Origin of the sequence: Litorivivens sp., from assembly GCF_041624475.1 — a bacterium.
Classification (GTDB): Bacteria; Pseudomonadota; Gammaproteobacteria; order Pseudomonadales; family Spongiibacteraceae; genus Litorivivens.
The window spans coordinates 70,056-88,802 of record NZ_JBFJUX010000010.1; the positions used below are offsets into that span (position 1 = coordinate 70,056).

General features: G+C 55.3%; 14 protein-coding genes, 1 tRNA gene and 1 riboswitch. Of the genes, 6 read left to right on the forward strand and 9 right to left on the reverse strand.

Translation table 11 applies throughout. The features are described 5' to 3' along the window. Positions 1-90: 90 nt before the first annotated feature. From ABY734_RS11645 to ABY734_RS11675, 7 genes are all read right to left on the reverse strand, one after another. Positions 91-672, reverse strand: a complete 582-nt coding sequence (locus ABY734_RS11645; RefSeq protein WP_372779325.1) for a hypothetical protein — start codon at positions 670-672, stop codon at positions 91-93. Positions 673-815: 143 nt separating this feature from the next. Next, on the reverse strand, positions 816-3,050 hold the full coding sequence (locus tag ABY734_RS11650) for a hypothetical protein (protein WP_372779326.1): 2,235 nt from the start codon (positions 3,048-3,050) through the stop codon (positions 816-818). A 41-nt stretch (positions 3,051-3,091) separates the two neighbouring features. Continuing rightward, positions 3,092-3,766 (reverse strand): molecular chaperone, encoded by a 675-nt coding sequence (locus tag ABY734_RS11655; protein WP_372779327.1) that lies wholly within the window; start codon positions 3,764-3,766, stop codon positions 3,092-3,094. Positions 3,767-3,852: 86 nt separating this feature from the next. Next, entirely contained in the window at positions 3,853-4,773 is a 921-nt protein-coding gene (locus ABY734_RS11660) for a hypothetical protein (protein WP_372779329.1), read from the reverse strand. Between the two features lie 180 nt (positions 4,774-4,953). Then, positions 4,954-5,043, reverse strand: a riboswitch (cyclic di-GMP riboswitch). A 125-nt stretch (positions 5,044-5,168) separates the two neighbouring features. After that, complete coding sequence (locus tag ABY734_RS11665) at positions 5,169-5,624, reverse strand: YchJ family protein (protein ID WP_372779330.1); 456 nt, start codon at positions 5,622-5,624, stop codon at positions 5,169-5,171. Between the two features lie 2 nt (positions 5,625-5,626). Further along, positions 5,627-8,728, reverse strand: coding sequence for a parallel beta-helix domain-containing protein (locus ABY734_RS11670; protein ID WP_372779331.1), 3,102 nt, complete (start codon positions 8,726-8,728; stop codon positions 5,627-5,629). Between the two features lie 208 nt (positions 8,729-8,936). Next, positions 8,937-9,013, reverse strand: a tRNA-Arg gene (locus tag ABY734_RS11675). 248 nt (positions 9,014-9,261) lie between these two features. Between ABY734_RS11675 and pomA the strand changes: the two genes are divergently transcribed. The 6 genes from pomA (at position 9,262) to ABY734_RS11705 (ending at position 15,334) form a co-directional block, all read left to right on the forward strand. Beyond that, positions 9,262-10,053, forward strand: coding sequence for a flagellar motor protein PomA (gene pomA, locus ABY734_RS11680; protein ID WP_372779332.1), 792 nt, complete (start codon positions 9,262-9,264; stop codon positions 10,051-10,053). After that, complete coding sequence (locus ABY734_RS11685; RefSeq protein WP_372779333.1) at positions 10,053-10,916, forward strand: flagellar motor protein MotB; 864 nt, start codon at positions 10,053-10,055, stop codon at positions 10,914-10,916. Before pomA ends, ABY734_RS11685 begins: the two co-directional genes overlap by 1 nt. A gap of 514 nt (positions 10,917-11,430) precedes the next feature. After that, on the forward strand, positions 11,431-11,868 hold the full coding sequence (locus tag ABY734_RS11690; protein WP_372779334.1) for a hypothetical protein: 438 nt from the start codon (positions 11,431-11,433) through the stop codon (positions 11,866-11,868). A gap of 185 nt (positions 11,869-12,053) precedes the next feature. After that, on the forward strand, positions 12,054-13,523 hold the full coding sequence (locus ABY734_RS11695) for a flavin-containing monooxygenase (protein ID WP_372779335.1): 1,470 nt from the start codon (positions 12,054-12,056) through the stop codon (positions 13,521-13,523). Between the two features lie 30 nt (positions 13,524-13,553). Next, positions 13,554-14,405, forward strand: a complete 852-nt coding sequence (locus tag ABY734_RS11700) for an SDR family NAD(P)-dependent oxidoreductase (protein ID WP_372779336.1) — start codon at positions 13,554-13,556, stop codon at positions 14,403-14,405. Next, complete coding sequence (locus tag ABY734_RS11705; protein ID WP_372779337.1) at positions 14,402-15,334, forward strand: alpha/beta fold hydrolase; 933 nt, start codon at positions 14,402-14,404, stop codon at positions 15,332-15,334. The genes ABY734_RS11700 and ABY734_RS11705 overlap by 4 nt, the downstream gene beginning before the upstream one ends. Positions 15,335-15,385: 51 nt before the next feature. On the opposite strand, the gene ABY734_RS11710 is transcribed toward ABY734_RS11705, so the two are convergent. Together ABY734_RS11710 and ABY734_RS11715 are read right to left on the reverse strand one after the other, a co-directional pair. Further along, positions 15,386-15,847, reverse strand: coding sequence for a spore coat U domain-containing protein (locus tag ABY734_RS11710; RefSeq protein ID WP_372779338.1), 462 nt, complete (start codon positions 15,845-15,847; stop codon positions 15,386-15,388). Then, on the reverse strand, positions 15,838-18,747 hold the full coding sequence (locus tag ABY734_RS11715) for a fimbria/pilus outer membrane usher protein (protein ID WP_372779340.1): 2,910 nt from the start codon (positions 18,745-18,747) through the stop codon (positions 15,838-15,840). Before ABY734_RS11715 ends, ABY734_RS11710 begins: the two co-directional genes overlap by 10 nt.

Here is an 18,747-nt window from a genome sequence, read left to right on the forward strand (position 1 = left end):
GAATGGTTTGGCCTTCCCTGAAGGCAAGTTAGGTTTTTGCGCCTAATATAATCGTTACGAGTAGCTTGTGAGGGTTACATCGGAAAGCGATTAGTTTGGTATTAGCTCGATCTCGATGGCGCCCAACTCTCTTATATTTCCGGAGACGAGTTCGTTGGTTTTGTCGGCGGACAGGATGGCCTTCAGTGGAATAACTCTCGGCTCTCCATCACTTGAAAAAACAACGTTATTAACGGGGGTGTAGTTGTCCGTTGTGAAGCGGAGCCAGCCGAATTCGGGCGATAATTCTCTCAGATCATCGTACAGGCCAATTCTGGCCGCTGTTACCGGGCTGCCATTCTCCAGCATCACAAGTCGGTAGTTCACGCCCTTTGGGCACGTGACCAAAAATGTTGTGCTTCTCTCCAAAGCCCTAACGGGCTCGATGTCGGTAAAATCCAATGAAAGTCCGCCAGTCGGGCTTAGTATCCGGCAGCTCTTTCGACGAACGCTTTTTGTGAGTTGGTCACCCAGTTCGTCAGGGCGAATGTCCAGCACAGGTCTCATGTCGCGGTCGAACAGTACATCGGTGTTTACGATAGATTTTCCCAGCTTTGTGGTTGCGTCTATCAATTTTCTGGATGTGTCGGTTCCGAAAATAACGCTGCTTGGACGTGGGTTGTTGGCTATCAACGCAGGGGATGCTTTGTAATCAGAGTTCGGACGTGGAGCGTCGAGTAGAGTATCTTTTGTCGCCGATAGGGCGGCGGACAAAGGAGGTGCTGAGTGTACCGGAAAAGAAAGCAGTATTAGCGTTGCCAGTGTCAAATATCGGGTCATTGTTTGTTACCTCTTCCCAGCGTATACGTTGGTAGAGAGTCGTCAAAGCTATCTATATTAAGTATATAGACCTGCCCTTCATAACGAATACGGTTTTCTCCAAGCAAGAGATTTTCAGCGAAAGCACCAAAGTTATAAAGGCGGTAGTCGCTACCATTTACATTGATGATTTCTCCCGCCGGTACGCCATCTATCATAATGAACGCGGCAGGTGAATTGAGTGTGAACTTGGCGAGCCCGGCTTGCCCTGGAACCGTGGAAACTTCCTCCAATGTGCGCTGGACCAGATTGTTTTCCGGGAGCGTGCTGGTGTCTATGCTGGCAAAGCGGCGCCCAAAGCCTGTGACGGGTAATATACCTTTTCCGTAGCGGTTGCTTTGAGAGGATCGTCCTTCCACTGAAAACCCAACATGGGGAAGCTGGGTATCAACAATAGCGAGGGCCTCATTGCTGGTTAGTTGTCGCCCGGCATATAGCGCGGGAGCGTTTGCAAAGCCAAGGGCAAAACCAAGATCCGCAAACTGCTCATAGCGCTCGTTTTGGTAGCGAGCCTCGTATGCCGCATTGAAATGGTCTGAAGCCCACCCTACACCTGCAGAGCCTCTGTTGCTGTGTGTCTGATCCTCGTGAAAGGCTTCGGCACGCCAGTTCAGAGAGTTGGTCTTATTTCTACCGCGCGCAACCAGAAACGATTCATATTTGTCTGAATATTCCCTTGTCTGGCTGCCGAGTTGAACATAGGAAACTGGGCCGCCAAATGAATAGCCAAAGGCCAGCGTGAACAGCGGGTCTTCGTCATCCTGCCCTTGAACACTGGCATCCATTGAAAATCGCCCGGCGCGCCAACCTAGGCCCAATCCGTACGATTGAATATCGTCAGTCTCAGAAATGTTGCCCGAAACGAAAACATGCCGAAAACTTAACCCAGCATAAGCTCGCCATCCCTCCAGCTGTCTACGTCGCCCGCCAATGGTCGTGAATTGATCGTCCTCCCGAAAGCCTGCAGCGCCGATGGAATAGTGATACCGGTTCCCAAGTAGCCCGGCTTTTCGCCACGACAGCCGATAAGAATCAGCTTTGTTTTCCAGATCGTCCCGCGATGTTTTGGCGGTAGCATCTAGCTGGCCAATGGCCGTGTTCCACAAGAGCGACGCGCCAGCATTCCAGAGATAGTCGTTGCCGCTGAACAGAGGGCTGGTTTCCTGATAGCTCGCGCCTTCTCCCAGCAATCCGAAGGTCAGTCTCTCTGTCACGCCGTATGCAACTCTGAAGGAGGCCGCCTGTGCGTCTTTGTCAATGTCTCCCTCGGCGTCGCGTAGATAGCCTCCCGCCAGTGAAAAATCCCAGACCCCTCTGCCCAGATTGCGTTGATCTACGATCAGGTCGGTTTCGACGAGACGCCGTGTTCCAAGTGCGTCGGTTATCACCAGAAGAACTTTGCCAGAGCCTGAAGGGCGATAGTCACTGAGTTGGACGGGGCCAGGCCGATCAATCTGCTGGCGCCGTTCAAGCTGACTGTTGCGATACAGCTCAATAACCGACGGACGTTCAGCCAGTGTAAAAAAATCATAAACCGGTCGGCTGGTAATATCGGGGCGGGTGGAAAAATTCCGGTAAATGCGGAAGCCGGTTATACCAATAGTGGCATCGTTGGGGTCCGCGTCGGTTCTGACTTCGCCGAGATCAAAGCTGATCTGCGAATCTATAAAGTGATTGACTAGTTTGGTTGGCAGTCTCCGGGTATCGCTTAGTTCGCCATTTTCTATATGGCGAACGCCTGTCTCGAGTACGCCCAGTGGGCCAAGGCTGAGGCTGGATTGGAGAATGCCGATACCTGCCGTATCTTCATCCTCTGCGTCCCGTACGGAAAAGGTAAAATTGTTGATAAAGGCAAAGCGACGCTGGAGGAATTGGGCTGATGCTTCCCTGGGCTTGAAAAACCGCAGGTTGTTGGTCGGCATCAGGTCGGGCCGCAGACTGAGATAGCCTTTACCGGAGCGACTATCTTCTCTATAGGAGCCAAGGTCATTGAGGCTTATGCAATTTACGCATTCTGGCGTGCCGATTCGCGGGAGCGATTCGAGCGCCTGACGGGCGATTGTGTCGGGCGGAATGTCCTCTGGGTCTATCAGTACCCCTTGATCGGTTTCGTGCAGGACAACGACTCCGGCGTCGGCATCTTCAACAGTAAGCTCGATCACGCGTTCGCCTGCCTGCGAAAGCATCGGCATAAACAGAAGGTACCACCAAGGCAGTCTACGGGCAGTCATCTTCAGTTCACAACGATGTCGTCGCCATAGGCCACTTTAAAGCGAAAGGGACGCTGCCAGTCCTTGAACAAAAAGAGTTCCTTGCGTCCGGGCAGGATGCGTTTGTTTAGCGGCTGGTCTCTGCCTCGGGCGTCGGTTGCCCCGCGAATTTCCAAAAGTGTGTTGCCGGTGTTGGTCACTAGCACCCGGAAGCCTTCCGGGCTTGGCTTCGTTTGTATTGAGGCCTTCGGTTTCACATTTCGATCGATATAGTAAACCGGAAAGCTTGTTGCAATGGGTATGTTTAGGCCGGACGAAGGCTGCTTTGGCGCTTCGCCAACGGGGTCGGATTCGCGCAGCACGAAGCGAAAAAACAGCGGCGGTGATAAAGACTTTTTATCGCGTAGCAAGAGACGAACGATTTGTGTCTCCTCGGGCCCGAGCTCAAACACGGGTGGGTAAGCGATCATTTCCGCTCCGGTAGCTTTGGTGGCCTCATCCCAGGGCTGGGCGACGACGCTGTATTCGCGCAGGCTTTTGCCCGGGTTAGAGACCTTGACGGAGACTGAGCGCTGATCTGCGTTATAGAAAATATGCTTTTGACTGATACGGTAATCGGCGTGGGAAGTAACATTGAAAAAGGCAATGATCAGCAAGATTGCCGGAAGCAAATTGTGCTTGGCCAGATGAAGTGCCATGAAAAAACCGTTTGGTTGATTGCGCAAGGGAAAGCGAAAGGCCGCGGGAGTTCCGCGGCCTGATGGTCACTTGTCGTTGGGTAAAATCAATCCACCCACACCGTAATGTTGCCGCTGCCACTCAAGGTGCCACCGCTACCACTGGTGATTTGGGTGGTATCCAATTGGGCGAACAGTGCTACCGCCGTTGCGGATTGATCACCTGCGCTGGTGTAGTCCGGGCTAGTTCCCCCGATCGCCGTGCCTGTCGACTGGTCGCCATTGTCGTCTGTCAGTACCGTGAGATCGACAGTGGTGTTGTTGGTGCCGTCATTGTAGGTGGCAGTCAATGTGTTTGAGCCAGTGCCTGCTTGCGGGTCAGTACCGGCAGTGGACAGATAGATATTGGTGGCCACCGTTTCATTGCTGCAAGTTACGGAGAATGCCACCGGGTCAGAGCTGGCCGTTGTGCCATCCGCGTCAATTGCGCCGAAATCAAAGTCAGTATCTGACGTCGTTACCGAGCAGCTCAGGCTGTTATTAACGGTCCCGGTAACGGTTACCGCGACGGTATCAACAAGTGCTGACGTGCCAGAAGGAGCTGGAGGTGTATCACCTGTAAGCCCGGCAATAGCAGACTGTACCGCGGGCTCGCAGGTGTCTGCCGCAGTATCGGTTGCGCAGCCTGCTGCGATGGCAGTTGCTGCCGCGATTACTGGCGCAGTAGGATCTTCTCCGCCGCCGCTGTTGGGAGTGCCAATAATCGTAGCGGCTGTGCTGTCAATGGTTGGGCCGACGCCGTCGATATCGCGAACCCCTTGGTCTGCTAGTGGCCCCGGCGCTTGATCGCTGCCGTCCATCAGTGTGTCTGCGGCGTCTGCTAGCACATTAACAACAGCAGCATTTTCTGGGTTTTCGTAGTCGCGGATTGCATCACCGGTTTCGCTCGCATAGGCAGCGCTCCCCATAAGCAGCAGGCTGGCAGATGCGAAGCCGAGCATCCATTGTTTTGTGGTGAGTTCTTTCATTCTTAGTACCTCAATCTTTTGATTGGTTATTGCCCTGTACAGGCATTGCGAGGTCTCCCGGCCGGCACTGATATGCCCGTCAGGAGTGTTCCAAGAAGTAAAGTAAGCGCCGCTCGAGTGAGCGTTGGGGGCGGTTAACGGTTTGTACTAGTGATACACAATCCATGGTTACACTACCATCCCGGCGGCCCCGCTATCATAGTCTGGAAACCAGACCTTAGACCGGAGGCTTTGCGAACCTGCCTTTCGGCAGGGGTGCCTTTACTTCGAAACGCACTGTTAAAGTGCGCACTTAGACTGTATTTTCAAAATGTGAAAAGTGCAACATTTTTTTCTTGTTGAATGGTTTCTTGAGTGATAAGGGGTGAGCCTCAGCAGCTAACGTTACAATTGTGTTATCTGCCGTGACATTTTTTATATTTTTTCCCGCTATAACACCAGCAGGATTCATTTCTTCCAAAAACTTTGGGCGGTAAAAACTCGCCGCTGAGGTAAATCCAGCGGCCATCGCGGCGCTCGAAGGTGGAGCATTCGTGCAGTTGTTCGACGCCCGAATCGTCTTCGTAAAACGCGCTAAATTCGACCGTATTTTCAGCGGCCTTGAGGATGTGCAGGGCAAGCCAGTGTGTGTTGTTGCAGCTGTCTTCCAGTAAGGCTCGTTCGTTGGCTGCGTGCCGCTCCGGCGCGCTGGTCTGCAGCAGGTAATCCACCTTTCCCAATGCAAAGGCGCTGTAGCGCGAGCGCATCATCGCCTCGGCGGTGGGGGCTGCGGTGCTGCCTTCCAGAAAGGGTTGGCAGCATTCGGAGAAGGGGTGCCCCGAACAGCAGGGGCAGACTATCGGGACGGCCACGATCAGAGAGGGAGGTCCGACTGATCACAACCTTCGCTGTTGTGGTAAAGCGTGTTGTCTTTGACCAGCACGTTATTGATCCACTGGTTGACCAGCGCTACGGCTTCTTCGTCCACCACGCTGCGGCCCAGTGGCGGCATTCGGGCTGCCGCAGAGGTGGCCTCGGGGCCTATCCGGAACGCGACGATCGAGTCCATGGCGTTGGTGGGGTGGATGTCAAAGGTGCGACGGCCGCTGCCTTCCTGGCCGGTGGCGGTGGGCTTTTTGCAAATGCCGTAGTTTTCGTAGCTGGCCAGATCCGGCAACGCATTCAGGTAGAAGCCGGTATTGGATGCAAAACCACTGACGTTATGGCAGTGCTGACAGTTTACTTCCAGCCAGGCGCGGGCGCGTTCTTCTATGTCGGCATCGCTGCCTGCGGCATGGCCGGAATCGCCGGGCTTGTTAAAGGCTGGAATGCGCTCCAGATTGGTGGCGATTTGGGTCTGGACGTCTACGCCGAGATCGGCAGGACAGTCACTGAGTATGCCATTGGCACACCACCAGGCGATCTGGTTGCTGCCTTCTACCGGGTGGGTGTTGGCGATGAAATCCGACTCCGGATAGTAAGGCTTGTTCAGGAAGCGCACTTTGGGGCCAATGGGCACGGCACCGGGCTCACCTTCTTCCCGGCCATGGCAGCTTAGGCACTGGTTGGCGTTGGGCACCAGATAGTCATTGGTACTGCCACGATGCACCGAGCCTGAGTCGACGTCGGTGGTATTCCAGGTGATGGATTCTGTGCTGCCTTCCATCTTCAGGCGCGCAACGTTGCGCCCGTTTTCTTCCTCCCACAGATAGGGCAGGCCGACCCAGTAGGCCTGGCCGTCGGGGCGCTGCCGCTTGATGATCAGTCGGGTCTCGATGGGGCGCTCGGTGCCCGCCTGTTCATCGGCGGCGGCAAAGGTCTTGCTCAAGATGGTGCCAACCGGAAAATCGAGGGTGATGTTGAAGCCCTTCTGCGAGGCGTTATCGCTGGAATCGCGATACTGGGCGGATTCGCCCGGTGGCAAAAACAGCGCGCGGTACTTTACGGTGTAATCGGAAAACAGCTTGGTGGTGAGCACGAAAGGCACACCATTGCCGTTCAGCGTGCTGCGCGGCTCTTCCGCGTCGGCAAACAGGTGGTACTGATCCAGGGTCGGGCAGTTGACGCGCAGAGCAGCCTCAAAGTTGACTTGCCCGGCCACGCCGCCTTCGCACAGGGCCTTGGTCTCGGCCTCGCTGGGCGCCGGCGCAATCTTGCCGCTGGGTACAAAGGGTGGGATCACGACTGGCGGCAGCGGGGCAAGAGTTTTGCCGTAGGCCGTCGGGCATTTGTGGGCCGACATATCGAAGTCGGAGGCGAAATTCTCCAGATCGCTTGCGGTGAGCCCCCCGAGAATATGAGTAAAAAAGGCTTCTCCGGTTTCCGGGTCTTTGGGCTGCTTTGCCGTGGCGGCTGCAATAACCGCTTCCAGCCCCTTGGTGCCTTTGAAGTTGGCAAAGGTCAGGCTGTCGCTCTCAAACTGATTGTTCTCTGCAATACACGACGCAAACCAGTCCGGCACAATGCGCTCGCCCTGGCTGTCGAACTTGTAGGCGTTGTAGCGGCAATCCACCTTGTGGGTGTTGTTGTACAGGGGCTTGCCGCGCGCGTCCTTGGGTACCCCATCGGGGTAGGCGCAGTTTTCATTGTGCGAATCCAGCAGCCCGTCCCAGAGAATATGCGCGCCGCGATAGCCGCTACCGCCGTTACTCAGGCAGGTGGCGGCATTGCTGGGGTTCAAGCAGGCCGCCTGGTTTTTCAAGCCGGCCAGTGGTGGCAGTAGGCGGGCGAGGGTCTGTTCCTGAATATCGTTGCTGGTGGGTGTCGGCAGGTTATTGCCGTTGTTGATGAAGGTGTTGTTATAGATGTGCAGCCCTTCGGTGTAAAAGTCGATGCGCTTTTCGCTGGGACGACCGGCCCCCTCCGGAAAGATTTCATAGCTTACGTGGATGATTCCGGCGGTGTTGTTGTTTTCAAAGACATTATTGAAAACTTCAATGCGATCGTAGGCCAAAGTGATCATGCCACTGCCCGGAGGTACATCCCCGACAAAACCACCAGAGGTAAAGTTGTAGGTATTGTTGTTGCGGGAGATGTTGTTAAACATGCGGGTGCGGTCGCCGTACTGACGCAGGCCGTCCAGGTCGTAAACCAGAAAGCCGCCGGTATTGCATTCGGCCAGGTTGCTGTCGTACTCACCGCCGCGCACGTTTTCAATTTCAAAGCCAAAGACGTTGTAGGCCGCCCGGCTGTTGCGAATGATGGCGGTGGACGTCTGGCCCACATAAATACCGGCGTCAGAGGCGCCTACGGATTCGGCTTCTTCAATCAATATGTTTTCCGACGACACGGGGTAGATACCGTAGCGACCGGATTTCGGGCTTACCGTGTAATCCGGTGATGTGGTGTCGCCTATGCCGTTTTCAACGGCATTAGGGTCCTGAGTGGCGGGATTGGTACAGGCCACGTGCAGTCGTTCGGCGTTATTGGCAAAGGCGTTATCGGCAGTAATGGGGTCCTCGCTTTCGCGACCGCCACCGGATGACCAGAGTGTGCGCACGCGCTTCAGGCTGGCGTGATTTACCCCGCGCAATTCGATGCCGTTGCCGCCGGTGTCGAGTACGGTAAGGTCTTCAATCCACAGGCCGTGCACGTTAACCCCGAGAATCCCTTCCGGGGCGTTGTTGTTCTTGAAGGACAGTACGGTCTTGTCCTTGCCGCAGCCTTTAATGGTGATGTCTTCGTTATTAATGATCTGCAGCGTGGCCGCCAGCTCAAAATAACCGCAGCCAAATTCAATGGTGTCGCCCGGAGCCGCTTGCACCATGGCTACCGTCATGTCGGTGGTGGCGCTGTCGCCGGGCTGGATAGTAAAGGTCCGTCCAATCGTTGTGTCGGGCGTCTCCGGGGTAGGAGTCTCGGTGGTGGGCGTTGTCGTGCCACCTCCGGATGAACTGCTGTCGTTGCAGCCGCTGAGTAAAGTGGTGAAAAACAGTGTGGCCGCCATCAGCCGGATGGGAGTAGCGAGGTGTGTCATGAGGTACCCGTGAGAAGTGGAGCTGATTATAATTTGATCGCTATCTTAAAAGATCGCGCAGAGAGAGTGAAGAAAAAAGGGTAACAGGTGTGTATCAAAACCGTCGCGACCCGCCAAAAGGCACTTTCAGCGTCGATAACCAGGCTGTACAGGGGGGGGGAGGAAGTGACACCGCGACGGCCTTGAACGTCAGGCAGGCTAGGGAAAATGGCGCGCCCGGAGAGATTCGAACTCCCGACCAAGTGGTTCGAAGCCACCTACTCTATCCAGCTGAGCTACGGGCGCGCAGGCGCGGCAGTGTACCGCAAAGTGCCCCTGCCCGCTAAGGGAAATTAAGGTTTTTGACCTGTCGGTCGATATCAACAGGTAAATTCAGTCGCCGCAACTGCGGCAATCTCGTATACCAATCAGCCTACTGTCAGTAGAGACTTCTACGTACTCAAGAAACTCTGATTTATGCCGATCTCCTGTTTGCTAGGCGCTGTAGGCCGCGCGATTCGGCATCGGCAACACAAGCGAGCAGGGGTATTACTGTGGATATCGCAACATTAATAGGGATGCTAGGGGCGCTCGGCGTTATTGTCGGGGCGATACTCTTTGGCGGCAGTGCAGGCGGTTTTTTCGATATCCCCAGTGTGTTGATCGTTATCGGCGGGACCCTCTTTGCCAATCTCATCAAATTCCCCCTGGAGCAGACACTGGGGGCCTTCAAAGTGGCCTCGCGCGCCTTTGTGCACAAGCCAGTCAGCTCAGAAGCGCTGATCAACGAGTGCATCGAACTCGCTGGCGTGGCGCGCAAGGAAGGGCTGCTTGGTCTGGAAGCTATTGAAATACAAAACGAATTCTTGGAGAAGGGCGTGCAGATGGCGATTGACGGCCACGACGCCGATTTCGTCAGGCGCCTTCTGAGCAAGGAAATCAATCTCAATATAGAGCGCCAGGAGATGGGTGAAGCCATCTTTCGTGGCTTTGGCGATTCTGCCCCGGCGATGGGCATGATCGGTACCCTCGTGGGTCTGGTTCAGATGATGTCCAATATGTCTGATCCGAAGGCTATCGGCCCGGCCATGGCGATCGCTCTGCTGACCACGCTCTACGGCGCTGTTTTGGCGAATGCTGTCGCGGTGCCCATGGCTGAGAAGCTGGCCTATCGCACCGCCGAGGAGCGGCGCCACCGGCATCTGATTCTCGAAGCGATTCACGGTATTCAGGAAGGTCTCAATCCCCGCGTGCTGGAGTCACTGCTGTCGGCCTACCTGCCCGAAGGCCAACGTGACACCGCATCCAACGATAAAGAGTCCGCACAAGGTGCAGAAGCCGCCTGATGGATGACGCGCCGCAAAAGAAGCAGGCACCCGGTACCCCGGCCTGGGTAATGACCTTCGCCGACCTTATGTCGTTGCTGCTGGCCTTCTTTGTATTGCTGTTCTCGTTTTCCGAAATGGATAAACAGAAGTTCAAAGAGCTTTCCGGCTCCATGAGGGATGCTTTTGGTGTTCAGCGCGAGGTGCCGGCCTTCAACCCCCCCATTGGCTCGAGCTTTATCGCACGGGATTTTTCCCCCGGCATGCCGGTACCTACCGAACAGAATGAGGTTCGCCAGCAGGCGCTTGAGGAACTGAATAAAGTCACTGAAGACGGTGAGGATGAGGAAGAGACCACGCTCGCTGAAGACCTGGAAAAGGTGCGCAACTACCTCGCTGTTGAAATCGCAGAAGGTATGGTGGAGATCGACCACGATGGTGAACGGGTTATCACCATTCGTATTCGCGAAACCGGTTCATTCTCTTCTGGCAGTGCCGAGTTGAGTAATGATTTCAGCCCGGTGATTGGCAAGATCGCGCGACTTACGGAAGAAATTGGTGGTCGAGTAGCGGTGGCGGGTCATACCGACCCGATACCCATAAGTACCGATCGCTTCCGTTCAAACTGGGAGCTGTCTTCCGCGCGGGCGGTTACAGTGTTGGAAAAAATTGTTGCTGAAGGCGACATTGACCCCGGCCGTTTTCAGGTGGCCGGTCACGGGTCCACCCGGCCGATAGATACTAACGAAACGCCCGAAGGGCGAGCGCGCAACCGTCGGGTAGAAGTGATACTGCTGCGTGGTGGATCGCTGGATTCGAATTATTCCGGTAGCAGCGCGTCGCATGAGAGCAGTGTTCTCGACGGCTTTATACCGCTGGATTAAACACACTCCGCAAAGTATCGGCGCAGGATTACAATTGCCGTCGTTAATTATATTAATAACTTCACCCTCACCTCCTTTTCAGTCTGCCACGTGGAGAAATTCACGGGTAAATTTTTTTGCAGAGAAGCATCTGTACTTGCCACCCCTTATAAGCATCCCGTGCGCTGTTGGGCACAGCCTGAGGAAAAAGGCGTTGCTCTTAACCAACACTTTCAGAAGTGTTGCCTTTGGCGGACGAAAAAATGCCTGTCTTTTGGCGGGAAAATGCGGCTTTTAAATGTGATATTGCCACTCCAAGGAACACGGCAGGCCACCGTGAAGTCAACCATATCGACAACCACAGTAACCTGTAAAAGGAGGATTATTCATGGGTCAAAAACGAACGGGCGTAAAAGCGATTACTGTTTGCGCAACATTTTCAGCGTTGCTGTCTGCTCAAGCTTTAGCGCAGCCGGGTCTTGGATCGGCGCCTGCTGGAGGGTTGAGTGCCCTTAGTGGCTCCCTATCGGGAGGCATGGGATCGTCGTCCGGTTCGAACGATGGCTTCTCGCAACTGAGTTCCATGGTCGCCCAACAACAAGGTGGCTCACCAACAGCGGGTGATAGTGGCTCTTCAGAGCAGGCCCTCCCCGGGTTGGAGGCGCCGAGCGAAGGCAATGCCCAGGCAGAGCCGGAACCCTACCGTTTTGATGGTGGGCTCACTGTGCGTCAGGAAACCGGCGGGGAGGAATTTACCCCCGGCTCGGGTGGTTTGGCTGAAGCGCGCAACCCCTCGTTTTTCGAGCGGCATACCGTGGCTGAAGATCACTCAAGTGTCAGAACCTGTCTGGCTGCCGGCGAAGTCTGCCGGGCTGAGTTTGATGTGATTGTCGCAACCAGTGAAGAAAGTCACTACGACTCGGCAGTGCTCATCAATGATGAGCAGGTATTGCCGCCGCCAGAAGATGGCTGATCTGACCTAAGCAGCCCGATATGGATCGGGCTTAAACCATAAAGCGTGATACCGGCATTGTCTCTGCAATGCCGGTTTTTTTGTGGGTGGCAGTATTTGACGGGCCGCCGATTCGACCGTAAGGTGACGGCGAACACATTTAGACCTTAGACTTCCCAACAACCATAATCAGTCGCGGGCATCCTATGTCTCATCACTCGGCCTCTGTAGAAGTGGCTATTATCGGCAGTGGCTTCGGCGGACTTTGCGCTGCCATCAACTTGCGCAAGCGCGGCATTGAGGATTTTGTGATTCTCGAACGGCGCGATTTCATGGGCGGAACCTGGTTTCAGAATCGCTATCCCGGCGCGGCGGTGGATGTACAGTCTGCGTTGTACTCGCTGGTGGACGAGCCTTACGACTGGAGCCAGTTGTTTGCCGAAGGCCACGAGCTGCGCGACTACACCCAGAAAGTTATCGAGAAACACCAACTGGCGGAGAGAACCCGGCTCAATTGGACGGTAAGCCGCGCCGAGTGGCAAGAGGGCGAGCAGCGCTGGCAGCTCACTCGGGATAACGGCGATACCGTTTCCGCCCGCTTTCTGATCAATGCAACCGGCCCGCTCAGCACACCGGTTACGCCGGAGTTTCCTGGAAGAGACACTTTTCAGGGAGCCAGTTTTCACACCAACGATTGGGATACCACTTACGATCACCGCGGCAAACGGGTCGCAGTGATCGGCAGTGGCGCCAGTGCAGCTCAGGTGATCCCGGCTATCGCTGATGAGGTGAAAGCGTTGCATGTCTTTCAGCGTACCCCTCACTGGGTCATTCCGCGGCCTGACTATATATTCAAGCCCTGGCAGCGGAGGCTTCTGAGGCACAGCTTTGTCTATCAGTTATTGCGCAAGATTATTTACTGGGCCCTCGAGGGAAGAGTGCTTGGTTTTAAATATTCGAAAGCCTTTTTAAATATTGTCGCTCGGCGTCGCGCGATGAAGTTACTGAAGCAACAGGTCGCTGACGAACAGCTGCGCAAAAAACTGACGCCTGACTACACCATCGGCTGCAAGCGGATCATCCTGTCTGACACGCTTTACCCAGCCTTAACGCGCCATACCACCCAGCTGCATGATAAAACCGACGGCATTGCTCGAATAAACGAGCGCGGGATAGTCACCCAGCAGGGACAAGCGATCGATCTTGATTTGATCGTCTATTCAACCGGGTTTGATGCAACGGACGGCCTGATATCCTATCCGGTATTCGGTCGCGGGGGCGTAGCACTTCGCGACAAATGGGCGACCTATCCTCGCGCTTATCTCGGCACGGCTGTTCCGGATTTTCCGAATCTGTTTATTGTGACCGGGCCCAATACCGGCATTGGCCATACCTCGGCGCTGTTTATTATCGAGTCGCAAATGCTCTACATCATGGGTTGTATCGATAGAGTGAAACGCGGTGGCGCTGACAGTATAGAGGTTCGCGCTGACGCCGAGGCCAGTTATACCCGCCATATACACAACGAAATGGAGCGTACTGTATGGAAGTCGGGCGGCTGTCATAGCTGGTACCAGAGTAAGAGCGGGCATGTCATTGCGATGTTCCCTGGCTTCAGTTTTACCTATCGGCGATGGACGCGGAATTTTCGTGCCGAGGACCACAGCATTGCATGATTCTGGAGTGTTAACTAAAGGCATGAATACATGAAGCTGGAAGACCGCGATGTCGTCGTTGTAACCGGTGTCGCCTCCGGTATGGGGCGTACCTATGCGCTGGCATTCGCCAAGATGGGTTGCCGGCTTGCCTTGTGTGATATTGACGAAGAGGGCCTGGCAGAGACGAAAAACCTGGTTGCGGCTGTCAGCGCGGCGGACATACTAAGCGAGTGCGTAGACGTTACAGATGCAGACGCGGTTTTAGCTTTCGCGCAGAACACAGAAGAGAAGCTCGGTAGCGCGCGTATTGTCATCAACAACGCAGGTATTGAGGGCAGTGCTCAGCCGAGCTGGCGCACGCCGTTGCCTACCTACCAGAGAGTCATGGCAGTCAATTACTTTGGTGTTGTTCATGGCTGCCAGGCTTTTTTGCCGCAGCTGCTTTCACACGAGCAGTCCTGGCTGGTGAACGTGTCCAGCGTGTTCGGGTTGATAGGTACGCCCAATCACACCGATTACTGCGCCAGCAAATTTGCGGTGCGCGGTTATAGCGAGGCGCTGCGGGCGGAGCTGGAGGGTAGTGGTGTCCATGTGATGCTGGTGCATCCCGGCGGTGTGAACACAAAGATAGCACGCCAGGAGTTCAGTCAAACCTTCGCCAAACATTACCTCAGGTCGACCCCAGAGGACGTGGTGGATAAGGTCTTGCGCGCGATGGCAAAAAGGCGAGCGCGTGTTGTTTGTGGCCACAATAGTTGGAAAACAGCCTTGGCAGCACGATGGATTCCGCTGGGCTACTTGAGTCGGCTTATCTGGCGTGAACTTTCGGAATTTATCGATACCAGCCACTATCCAGCGCGTAAAACGCGCTCAGAAGAGACTTTGCGAGAAAACCAATGAAAAAAATCATAGGGCTTGTCGGCACGCTGTTGCTGATCGGTGTTGTCTGGGCTGTTTCAACCTATCCGCAAGTGGGTAAGTTAATTTACAAAAGCGCCATCTCTGCTGAAGCAGCAGTATACGGTTTTGATAAAAGAAGCCAGCAACTCAGCGAAATAGAGATGGTTTATTTTGTAGCTGGGTCGACGGAAAAACCAACGATTATTATGTTGCATGGCTACAGTGCAGACAAAGATGTTTGGTTGCGGTTTGGGAAACATTTCACTGATGACTATCAGGTCATCATTCCGGATCTCGCCGGCCATGGTGAAACCGGCTTCAAAGCAGAGTGGGACTACAGCATCGCTGCGCAGACCGACCGGGTTGCAGAACTACTGGATGCGCTCGGAATAGAGAGAGCCCATATTATTGGCAACTCCATGGGGGGGTACATCAGCGCAGCATTCGCAATTACCTATTCCGAGCGTACCCTGAGTGTTGCACCTATGAACCCAGCGGGTGTGACTACGCCGCAGCCCAGCGATATGGACAGAATGCTAGCTGAGGGCCGTAACCCCTTTCTCCTTAAAAACAAACAAGAGTTTCAAGAGTTCTATCATATGACCATGGCCAGGCCGCCGTGGTTGCCGCAGATCGTGCTCGATGCGATGGCTGAAGACTATCGAATCCGCCAATCGCAACTGGCGGCAATTTTCGATGACCTTCAGAAATCCGCACCACTGACGGATCGCTTGGGCCAGATCGAAGCACCAGCGTTAGTTCTCTGGGGCTCGGAAGATGCGCTTATTCATGTGAGCGGTGCTGAGCGTTGGCATGAGCTCATGCCGAACAGTCAGTTGCAGGTGTGGGAAAATATTGGGCACATGCCCATGCTGGAAATTCCCGCTGAGTCCGCCGAGCGCTACCGCGAATTTCTGCAGTCGTTGTGAGTGCAATCCTCAAATAATGCAGGTTATGCGCAAGCTATCGCGAGGCTCGATTCAGTAGGTTACGGTAACCGATATCGTATCGGTGTAACTTCCCGCTGCGGCGTTCTGGCCGGCCGGAATACGCCCGTAAACCACGTGATTCATCGGCAGTAACAGCAGGCCGATGGAGCCGGAGACGGTCGCCGTGCCGCCACTGCCGTCTCCCCAAATAGTGAGGTAGGTCGGGTCGGTATACAGGTTGTAGTTCAGGGAGTTGCCGCCATTTATCAGCTGCCTGGGGGAAAAAGTGCCAGCACCGCCGGACGACAGAGACACGGTATAGCCTAGAGAGAGCAGGCAGCTCACGCTGACGCTTCCGACGCTGTCTACCGCTAGGCCTGACAGAGCATTGTAGTTGCCGAACGCAAGGCTGTTGGCGCTGGCGCTGCATTGGGCCGCAGCGGGTGTTGCCCATATGCCAAGGGCCAGGGTGATTGCGGCACAGCGCCAACAGCAGGCAAGTCTTACAGGCATTGCAGCTCACCCAAATCGGTAACGGGCTCAGCGGACTCGGGCACGTTGAGCTTAAAGCGGCAATGATTGTCGCGCCACCAGGCCTGCATTGTGTGATCGCCCGCCCCGGTTTCTATGTAGCCCTGACCCTCTCGGCCAATGCTCGACTGCTGTCCCGATGCGGCATTCAGAAAGCGGGCACCGCTCGGCACGGGCTTGCCGGTGCTGTCCAGCAGACGAAAACCCACCCAGCGAGAATGTTTGATCGCAAAATTCAGTTTAACTCCCTGGCGATAGGCGGGAACGGTGGTGCGTTCCAGCGAGGCAACTTCAATGTCCAGTGGCAGCATGGCGTCGTCAAGACGGATACGGTTTCTCTGATAGTCGCGCAGCCCCGGTACAATTGCCTTGCCGTCGCCGTTGGTTTTTGCGAGCAGTTGATTGTCGCGGTATATCGATACGCCTTCCATATCCGGCACTTCAACCAGTGCAAAACTCTGGTCCAGACGCTGGCTGAAGTAGGGCCGGCGATCCATGAGCGCGATCCCGCCATCGAAAGAGGCGCGGTATTCGCGTTGCGAATCCAGTTGCGCGGCCTGAACACTCAATAGCCCGACCTGGTTGCGCCAGCTGGTTCCGGCTTCAAAGCGCTCCCGCTCGCCGCTTTCTGCAGACAGTTGGTAACCAAAGCCATTGCCTGCCGGAAGGTTTCTGCGCAACTCCGCGCGATGAGTTGATTCTGAGGACTGGTTTCTGGAGCTGACCATGGCAGAGCTTCGTCTGCCAAGAGGAAGCGAAATAGAGGCGCTCGCATTGCGCTCGAGGCTGTCATCAAGAGGCTCGAGGTAGCTGAATCGGAGATGGGCATTGTGGGGTAGGCTGATGGAGTACTGCAGAGTCGCAAACTCGGTGTCCTCATCGTCGCGGCGTTTGCGTTGTACATGACTGACCGACAGACTACCGGCCTTGCCCAGTCCAACCGCTGCGTACGCCGTCGACTCCAGCGCGTCGGGCGAGCGCGCTGTGTCGGTGCCTAATTGGGCAAAGTCTTCGCTGCGCCAGACTGCCATTGCGCCGAAACTAACTCGCCGAGCCTGCCGTCTGACGCCGACAGAAGCCAGCTCTCCACTGTCGCCGTCCGCCGTGCTGCTGGCCGCGAGTGCAACATCAAATTCGGCGACTGCGGGCCAGACCAGGTTGGCGGCCGTGCCCAGTGTGCTTTGATCCGCACTGAGCTCTGCGCGCAGTTCGCCGGTAAACCATGAGTTAAATCCATAGCGGTGCGTGCCGCTGGCAAAACCGGTGGCGTAGTCATTACTTTCCCGGGTGAAGTTCTGTCGCAATACGCCAAGTTCATAACTGTATTCGTGCAGGCCGGGCTTCAGTAATCGCGAGCTGGCGTAGAAAGGGCGGGTGACCACTGTTTCGCGACCAAACAAGTCTCGCGTGACGACACGCATTTCACCTGCGCCGGTAACGACGGGCACATCGGTAATGGCAAAAGGCCCCGGTTCAATATCAGCGCTGGAGCGCCGCGCATTGTCCACAAAAATATCGACTGTGGACGGCACCACGGAATTGCCGGCGATAATTTCCGTGGGGAATGTGATAAAACCCGGCTGGGTGGAAAAATTTGTTCCCCATTTCAGGCCGCCAAATCGCGCGGGGCGCCCCCAGGCCCCGGCATCGTTGAGGGTGTCGCCCACAATCAGCGAGCGCATCTGCTCGGGCCAATCAATGCGCAGGTTGGATTCCAGGCGAATGTTTTCACGCGCTTCATCCGTGATATTTTTTACCAGATACTGACTCGATAGAAAGCCGCGACCAAGAAAAGCCCCCAACTCAAATTGTCCGCTCAGCCGGCTGTCGTCTTCGCTGTGTGAGCCGAAGAGCGCGTAGTTCAGTAAAGCGCCCTGCTGGTCAAAATCCGGCTTCACAAAGTCTGCCTCATTGCCGGACAGTCGATTCGGATAAAAGGCATTGGCGCCGGCGTAGAGCGCGAGTGACTGCCGCTTGGGATCAAACACGGGAATCACGTGCTGCATGTCGTCCACCGCGTAGAGTTCTTCTCCGGCCGCAGACGCTACCGGTGTGCGAAGCTTACTGTGCTTAAGGGTTTCTTCGTTGAGATAGAAGCGTTTCTGTTTGTCGGTGAACGCCTTTATCAAGCGTGGTTGGCGAGCTTCGTTAACATGGAATTCCACCCAGGTTTCTTCCACGTCGGCGATTTTTTGATCTGGACGAGTATCAATGCTCAGCAGCTGCCACTGTGGGTCAATCGTCAGATCGTACGGCCAAAGCGTATCGATCGCCAGATATTGCTGACCATAAATTGTCAGGGGCGCCAGATCAGGCAGTGGCAGACCGAGTGAGCGCACAGTATCGCGTGCGATCAACCAACGATCCTTCTGCTGCAGCAGTACAATTTTCCGGTCTATTTCATGCTGGTTGACAATAACCCGCACGGTTACCTTGCGGATATCGTCGCTGCCCCGCGGGATGGGCTTGCGAGGCCCCTGGAACGGGGCGCTTTCTTCAGCGAGAAGCTTGTCGTCAGTAATCGACTTTGAAGACGTTAGGGAAATCCTGTGCTGGCCCACTTGCGCATCCACGCGATAGCCGTCGAGATTTCTAAGGGGCAGGAAAGGATAGCCGTCGACAAGGACCTGCTCCTGCAGCGCAATGGGTAAGCCGACGGACAGCATGTCTACCGCGCGGAGATAGGGATTACCCTGGTCATCGATCATTGCGGGTAATTGTGTGCTGACGATGCGACCGTTAACGAGTAACTCAATGGTGTGCGCAGACAGCGAACGGGCATTTACCCACGGCAGGGTATCGCTCGCGGCGTGAGTGAAAATTGCGGTAAAGGAGCTAAAGAGCAGGAGCAGGGGAGATAGCAACCACCGGGATCGCACCAT